Below are 7,478 nucleotides of genomic sequence, written 5' to 3'. Positions count from 1 at the left end.
GTTCCCACTCCACCGGCCGACGGAGACAGCCCGGGCGGCGGGGATCGATCACAACGCCCTCTGGGCCGAGGAGAGTTGAGGAGTCGGCCATGAATGATTTCGAGAGGTTCTCGGCGGGTGCGGAAGCCCGCCGCGCCGCGCCCGGTCGCACGCCGAGGCCGGACGAGGAGAGGCGTGAGGACCTGCTGACGCGCTACATCGGGGCGGTGGCCTCCGTGTCCGCGAAGCACGCAGCCGTACGACTGTCCGCCGCCGTCCAGAACGCGGAGAAAGCCGAAACACCGGAGAAGACCCCCGCGCGGACCACCCAGGCCGGCAACAGCACTGACACGCATACGGAGCCTCCGCTGGTCCGAGAGGTCATGGACGTGCCGGCGGCATCCGTGCGCGAGGACACGCCCTTCCTGGAGGTCGCGAGGATGCTCACCAGGGAAGACGTCGGCAGTCTGCCGGTGGTGGATGCCGAGGACCACGTGCTCGGCGTGGTGTCGGAATCCGACCTCCTCGCCAAGGCGGCCGTCGAGGCGTCCGGGCACCACCCCGGCGTTCTCGCGCGGCTGCGGGAACGGCGGCTCCACGACAAGGCCCGCGGCGAGACCGCGGAGACGCTGATGACCTCGCCCGCGATCACCGTGTACCCGCGTCAGACGGTCGCCGAAGCGGCTTGGCTGGTCGCCCTGTCCCGGCTCAAGCGCCTGCCGGTGACCGACCACTCCGGACGGCTCGTGGGCGTGGTGCACAGGAACGCACTCCTGAACGCGCTGATCCGGGACGAGACGCAGACCGGTGAGTGACGGCGGACGACGCCCTCGTCGCACGGGGCGCGGCCTGCTCCGATGAGCCGCTCGGCCCGCGCACAGGGACCGGTCGGCCCATGCCCACGGGGCCGGCGCCGGTCAACGCTGAGGACGGAAGAGGAACGGAGACACCCATGCGCTCACCCATACCGACCTCGATCAGCACCCTCCCCGTGACCTGCCGCAAACGGCTCCTCGAACACGCCCAGGAGGTCAACTACCCGGAGGGCACCCGGCTGTTCAGCGAAGGAGGAAGCGCGGACAAGTTCTGGATCGTCCGGTCCGGCGCCGTCTCCCTGGAGATCCGCGTCCCCGGCCGACGCCCGGCGGTCATCGAGAACCTGGGCCCGGGCGACCTGGTCGGCTGGTCCTGGCTCTACCCGCCGTACCGCTGGCACCTCGATGCGACGGCCACCACGCCGGTACGGACGTACGAGTTCGACGCGCGGAACGTCCGCATGCTCATGGACACCGACCTGGCCTTCGGCTGCGCCGTCTCGCACTGGGTGGGCCAAGTCATCGCCCACAGGCTGCAGGCGACCCGCGTCCGCCTGCTCGACCTTTACGCCCCGCACGGCAGCGGAAGCGTGGTCTAGCCGTCCTTCTGCAGCCCGGTGCTCGCCCTTGGCCGGTCCCATGGAAGCACTAGGCATCCTCACCGCATGCAGGACGACCGGCCCGGTGCCCTGCCGCAGGACGTGGAAAGGCCGCAGGGGCCGGTTCCCGGCGAGTTGCGACGGTGTGATCGCCTGCTGTCTGTCAGCGCCGACACGTCCGGTGGGGAAGCGGAACTGCCACCGATGTGACTCCCCGGAGCCTTTGAGGGGGGCGGCGACTCAGTTCCCCGTTTTCTGCCCACCCGGTGCTACGTGGCCAAGTCCATGTCGGGGGGGGAGACCATGGTGGTGTCACGCTCGCCGGACAGGCTAGAGCATTTCTGGAGTCTGAACTCGGGTGCCTGAAGCGGCCGTTGTCCCGGTCAGGCGCCCGAACCACGGCGACCAGGCGTGACGGGGTCGGAACGTCCGGGTCCACCTGGAAGGAGGTGGACCCGATGCACACGACCGCCGCGATTACCACGTGGCGGGCGCCTGACCGGAGCGACAACCCCTTCAGGCGCCCGACTTCAAGCTCTAGAAGAACCCGAGCTTGTCCGGCGAGTACGACACCAGCATGTTCTTCGTCTGCTGATAGTGGTCCAGCATCATCCGATGGTTCTCGCGGCCGATGCCCGACTGCTTGTAGCCGCCGAAGGCGGCGTGGGCCGGGTACGCGTGGTAGTTGTTCACCCACACCCGGCCCGCCTGGATCGAACGGCCCGCGCGGTAGGCCGTGTTGACGTCGCGGGTCCAGACGCCCGCGCCCAGGCCGTACAGCGTGTCGTTGGCGATCTTGATCGCGTCGTCGTAGTCGTCGAAGGACGTCACCGCGACGACCGGGCCGAAGATCTCCTCCTGGAAGACCCGCATCCGGTTGTCGCCCTCGAAGATCGTCGGCTGGACGTAGTAGCCGCCCGCCAGCTCCCCGCCGTGCTCGATGCGCTCGCCGCCCGTGAGGACCTTCGCGCCCTCCTGCCGGCCGATGTCGAGGTACGAAAGGATCTTCTCCAGCTGGTCGTTGGAGGCCTGCGCGCCGATCATCGTGTCCGTGTCGAGCGGGTTGCCCGGCACGATCAGCTCGGTGCGGGCGACGGCCGCGTCGAGGAACTCGCGGTAGTGGCCGTTCTGGATCAGGGCCCGCGATGGGCACGTGCACACCTCGCCCTGGTTGAGGGCGAACATCGTGAAGCCCTCCAGCGCCTTGTCGCGGAACGCGTCGTCCTGCGCCCACACGTCGTCGAAGAAGATGTTCGGCGACTTGCCGCCCAGCTCAAGGGTGACCGGCTTGATGTTCTCCGAGGCGTACTGCATGATCAGCCGCCCCGTCGTCGTCTCACCGGTGAACGCCACCTTCGCCACCCGCGGGCTCGACGCCAGCGGCTTGCCCGCCTCCGCGCCGAATCCGTTGACGATGTTCACCACGCCCGCCGGCAGCAGGTCGGCCACGAGCTCCAGCCACACGTGCACCGACGCCGGGGTCTGCTCGGCCGGCTTCAGGACCACCGCGTTGCCCGCTGCGAGCGCCGGCGCCAGCTTCCATGTGGCCATCAGGATCGGGAAGTTCCACGGAATGATCTGCGCGACCACACCGAGCGGCTCGTGGAAGTGGTACGCGACCGTGTCGTCGTCGATCTCGCTGAGCGTGCCCTCCTGTGCGCGCACCACACCCGCGAAGTAGCGGAAGTGGTCGATCGCGAGGGGAATGTCGGCGGCCAGCGTCTCCCGTACCGGCTTGCCGTTCTCCCAGGACTCGGCGACCGCGAGGAGTTCGAGGTTGGCCTCCATCCGGTCGGCGATCTTGTTGAGGATCTGGGCGCGCTCGGTCGTCGACGTGCGCCCCCACGCGGGCGCCGCGGCGTGCGCCGCGTCGAGGGCGCGCTCCACGTCCTCGGCGGTGCCCCGCGCGATCTCCGTGAACGGTTTGCCGTTGACGGGGCTGGGGTTCTCGAAGTACTGGCCACGCGCGGGCGGCACGTACTCGCCGCCGATGAAGTGGTCGTAGCGCGACTTGTAGGACACGAGGGCGCCCTCGGTGCCGGGCGCGGCGTAACGGGTCATCTCTGCGGGCCTCCCCGGGAACGGCCGCCCACCGTCGGGCGGCGCTCTGCCGGGGAGAGTAGGAACGGGGAGGTTGCAACCACGTTGCCCCTGATGCCCACGGGCGTCGCCACCTGATGCCCACGGGCGTCGCCACCTGATGCCTACGGGCGTCGCCACCTGATGCCTACGGGCGTCGCCACCTGATGCCTACGGGCGTCGCCACCTGATGCCTACGGGCGTCGCCACCTGATGCCTACGGGCGTCGCCACCTGATGCCCGCGGGCGACGACTACAACCCCGCCTGTTCCGCGTCCAGTTCACGCTGCCGCGACCGTGCCGCCGCATGCTCCGGGGTGCCGGGCCGGGTCGCCGCGACCAGGGCCTGCCACACGTCGAGATCGTCACCGCCCCAGGGGCTGTACGCCCAGTCCGCGAGCAGCTGCGGATCGGCCCGCTCGATCAGCGCGTCCCGCAGCGCCCGCTCCAGGAGGTGCCGGAGCCGCGCCACCTCCGGCGCCTGCGACAGCGGCAGCAGCGGTCCGTTGTACGCACTCAGCGCCCCCGACACCGACCCCGCCGCCAGCCGCCGCTCCGCGAGCAGGAAGTCCGCGTCGACCGGCACGGTGAAGCGGTACGGGCGGGACGCCAGCAGCTCCGCGCCGAGCAGGCCGCGCAGCCGCGACAGTTCGGCCCGCAGCGTCACCGGCGACATCGACTCGTCCTCGTACAGGCCGAGCAGCAGCTGGTCGCCGGTCAGGCCCTCCGGGTGGCGGGCCAGGAGCACCGCCAGCTCGCTGTGTCTGCGGCTGAGGCGGGTCTTCCGGCCGTGCGCGACGAGCAGCGCCTCGTCCCGGCCGAGCGCGTACAGCTCGACCGTCTCGCGGCTGGACGGGCGCCGGTCCAGGGCGAGTTGGGACTCCGCGGCCCGCGCGACCGCCTGCACGAACGCCAGGCTCATCGGCTCCGCGAGCCGGTCGCCGCCCGTGATGTCGACGGCGCCGAGCAACCGCCCCGTGTGCGGGTCGTGCACCGGCGCCGCCGCGCACGTCCACGGCTGCACCGGCCTGCTGAAGTGCTCGGCCGCGAACACCTGCACCGGGCGGTCCACCGTCACGGCGGTGCCCGGCGCGTTCGTGCCCATGGCGGACTCTGCCCAGCGCGCGCCCGGCACGAAGTTCATCCGCCCGGCGCGCGCCCGCGTCGCCGCGTGCCCCTCCACCCACAGGAGCCGGCCGTGCGCGTCGCACACCGCGAGCAGATGCTCCCCGTCCATCGCGAACGTGCCGGTCAGCTCCCGGAACAGCGGCATCACCCGGGCCAGCGGATGCTGCGCGCGGTACGCCCCCAGGTCGCCGTCGACCAGCTCCACCCGCGCCGTGCCCTCGGGGCTGACCCGCGCCCTCGCCGAGCGGCGCCACGAGTCGGCGACCACGGACCGGACCGGGCGGGCCACCGTCCCCGCCGACGTGAACGCCGAGTGGGCGCGGCGCAGCATCCGCACCCGCTCGGCGCGGTCGGTGTCCGGCTGGAGTGCCACCCACGGATCGGTCAACTGTGCCTCCCTGAAAGGGCCGTACGGGCCGATCCTCCCGGCGGGGAGTGCGGCCGTGCGCATCCGGCTCCGATGCCCCCGCGCATGCAGCCATCGTCACCCTCCGCGCCCGCACCGACAACAGCCGTGACGACAGAAGACGTGTCCGGACGGTGATGATGTCGTCACACGGGGTTCACGGGGGCGGGCCGGAGAGCTCTTGCCCGGGCTGGTGGGCGCCCCTGCCGATATGTCCGGCAGGAGTAAAATAAACGTGCGAAGAGTGTTCAAGAATGCCCCAGAACGCCTGGTGAGCAATCCCCGGTGAGGCTCGGCGAGACTCGAAGAGCCTGCGGGGAGCGCGAGTTCGTGGATCACCCCGTCTGTTGTGGGAGGTGCGAGGGCACCCCGTGGGTCGCCCCACCAACATGATCATGGCAACGAGTGAACTGTTCGACCTGGCCGCTTCCGATGGCGCTTTCGGGCGGATCGCAGCTTTCATCGGCGGCATGCTCGTCGTCGGTGGCCTGCTCGGGGCCTTCTGGCTGGGCAACAGGATCAGAGACCGGGAGCCGCGCCGGCCGCGGCCGGAGGAGCAGCCGAAACTGCCCGAATCCGGCCCCGTCCGGGAGGAGAAGGAAATGCGCGAGGCCGACGAGGTCCCCCGCGCGAAGCAGGAGAGCGAGCGGCTCATGCCGTACGCCCTGCACACCTCCGGCACGCGAAGGAGCAAGAACCAGGATCCGCCTCGCTGGAATCCGGGTTCCAGCGGATCGTTCGGCAGCGGCGGGATCGGCCACCATTGAGTGAACCGTACTGAGCGAACCGTTCAGCCTCGCCGTTCAGCCCCGAATGGGCCCGGGGCACGCGAAATCCCCGACCGCCTCCCGCACTTGCCGATCACTCGGCAGGACTCGGCAGGACTCCCGGACTTGCCGGTCACTCGGCAGGATCCGCCAGGTCGGGGATTTCGCGCTGCTTCAGCGGCTGCGTCGCCGGGCCCTGCAGCACGGACCCGTCCGTCCCGAACCGCGAACCGTGGCAGGGGCACTCCCACGTCTGCTCGGCGTCGTTGTAGTGCACCAGGCAACCGAGGTGCGTGCACCGCGCGGACAGCGCCGTGAGCTTCCCGGCGTCGTCCCGGTGCACGGCGCACGGCTTGCCGCCCAGACGTACGACCGCGCCGCCCTCGCGCGGAACGTCCGCGAGGGAGTCCGGCTCGCCGGTGTGCAGCCGGTCCCCGATGAAGTGGCCCGCCACCGACGCCTGTTGCGCCACCGCGTGCCCGGCGTCCCGGACCGGCGGCAGCCGCCGCGGGTCGTACAGCTCGGTCCACGCCGGCCGCGGCCCGCCCGCGATGTGCGCCGCGAGCAGCCGCCCCGCCATCACGCCGTTGCTCATCCCCCAGCCGCCGAACCCGGTGGCCACATACAGGTGCTGGCTCCCGGGATGTGCGTGGCCCACATACGGCAGCCCGTCCGCGGAGTCGTTGTCCTGCGCCGCCCACCGGTACACGCTGTCCGCCTCCGCGAACCCCGGCAGATGTGTGCGCGCCCACCCGTCGAGCCGCTCGAAACGCTCCCGTACGTCCCCGTCGCCCGGCTCGAACGCCTCGCCCGTCACGACGAGCAGCCGCCGCTCGGCGTCGTACGGGGCGCTGCGCAGCGAACGCGTGCGGTCCTCCGGGGTGATGAACATGCCGACGGGCGCCGCATCCGTCGGCACAGGCGCGGCGAGGACCAGTTCGCGCCGGGGACGCAGCAGCGTGAGCAGGAGCGTGCGGTCGAACACGGGGTAGTGCGTGGCGATCACCGCGTCCCGCGCGTGCACCGTCACGCCGTCCTCGGTGGTGAGCCGGCAGTGCGTGCCGTCGTGCAGGGCGGTGACGCGCGCCTGCTCGTGCACCCGCCCGCCCGCCGCGACGATCCGCTCCGCCAGGCCGAGCAGGAACTTCCGCGGGTGGAACTGGAGTTGGCCGTCCACGCGCACGGCGCCCGCGACGTCGAAGGGCAGCTCCGTCTCCGTCACGAACGACGCGTCGAGCCCGGCCCTGCGCGCCGCGGCCGCCTCCTGCTTCAGCTCGACGAGCCGGTCCGGGTCGCGCAGATATGTGACGGCCGGAGCGCGCTCCAGGTCCGCGTCGATGCCGAGCTCCGCGCAGAGCGTCACGGTCCGCTCGACGGCCTCCTGCTGCGACAGCGCGTAGAGCCGCGCCTCCTCGGCGCCGTGCTCCGCTTCCAGCCGCGCGTACTTGAGGCCGTGCGCCGACGTCATCTTGGCCGTGGTGTGGCCGCTCACTCCCGCCGCGATCCGGTCCGCCTCCAGGACGACCACGTCGAGGCCCGCGCTCACCAGGTCCCAGGCGGTGCACAGGCCCGCGATGCCGCCGCCGATCACCGCGACGTCCGCCTCCAGGTCGGCGCCGGGCGGCGGGTGGTGCGGTCCGGACGCGGTGACCATCCAGTAGGACGCGTCCACGGTCGGTCGCTGCTGCGTAGCCATGTCGTCCCC

Annotated in this window: 6 protein-coding genes; 3 read left to right on the top strand and 3 right to left on the bottom strand. The window is 71.4% G+C overall.

Annotation, left to right across the window (positions count from 1 at the left end; all coding sequences use genetic code 11):
• Positions 1–89 precede the first annotated feature (89 nt).
• Both ACIDOF_RS31710 and ACIDOF_RS31705 read left to right on the top strand, forming a co-directional pair.
• Positions 90–794 (top strand): CBS domain-containing protein, encoded by a 705-nt coding sequence (locus ACIDOF_RS31710; RefSeq protein ID WP_409009621.1) that lies wholly within the window; start codon positions 90–92, stop codon positions 792–794.
• Between the two features lie 137 nt (positions 795–931).
• Entirely contained in the window at positions 932–1,393 is a 462-nt protein-coding gene (locus tag ACIDOF_RS31705) for a cyclic nucleotide-binding domain-containing protein (RefSeq protein WP_409009620.1), read from the top strand.
• Positions 1,394–1,930: 537 nt separating this feature from the next.
• Here ACIDOF_RS31705 and ACIDOF_RS31700 read toward each other — a convergent pair.
• Positions 1,931–3,454, bottom strand: coding sequence for an aldehyde dehydrogenase family protein (locus ACIDOF_RS31700; RefSeq protein WP_409009619.1), 1,524 nt, complete (start codon positions 3,452–3,454; stop codon positions 1,931–1,933).
• A 271-nt stretch (positions 3,455–3,725) separates the two neighbouring features.
• The gene (locus ACIDOF_RS31695) at positions 3,726–4,988 is read right to left on the bottom strand and encodes a GAF domain-containing protein (RefSeq protein WP_409009618.1); all 1,263 of its coding nucleotides are present in this window, start codon (positions 4,986–4,988) and stop codon (positions 3,726–3,728) included.
• A gap of 413 nt (positions 4,989–5,401) precedes the next feature.
• Here ACIDOF_RS31695 and ACIDOF_RS31690 point away from each other — a divergent pair, with 413 nt between their 5' ends.
• Positions 5,402–5,773, top strand: coding sequence for a DUF6479 family protein (locus ACIDOF_RS31690; RefSeq protein WP_409009617.1), 372 nt, complete (start codon positions 5,402–5,404; stop codon positions 5,771–5,773).
• Positions 5,774–5,906: 133 nt separating this feature from the next.
• On the opposite strand, the gene ACIDOF_RS31685 is transcribed toward ACIDOF_RS31690, so the two are convergent.
• Positions 5,907–7,469: an FAD-dependent oxidoreductase gene (locus ACIDOF_RS31685; RefSeq protein WP_409009616.1), complete on the bottom strand. Its 1,563-nt coding sequence runs from the start codon at positions 7,467–7,469 to the stop codon at positions 5,907–5,909.
• Positions 7,470–7,478: the final 9 nt, after the last annotated feature.

This window comes from Streptomyces sp. Da 82-17 (assembly GCF_046098215.1).
In the GTDB taxonomy this organism is placed as follows: domain Bacteria; phylum Actinomycetota; class Actinomycetes; order Streptomycetales; family Streptomycetaceae; genus Streptomyces.
This window is presented reverse-complemented; position numbering and strand designations above follow the sequence as displayed.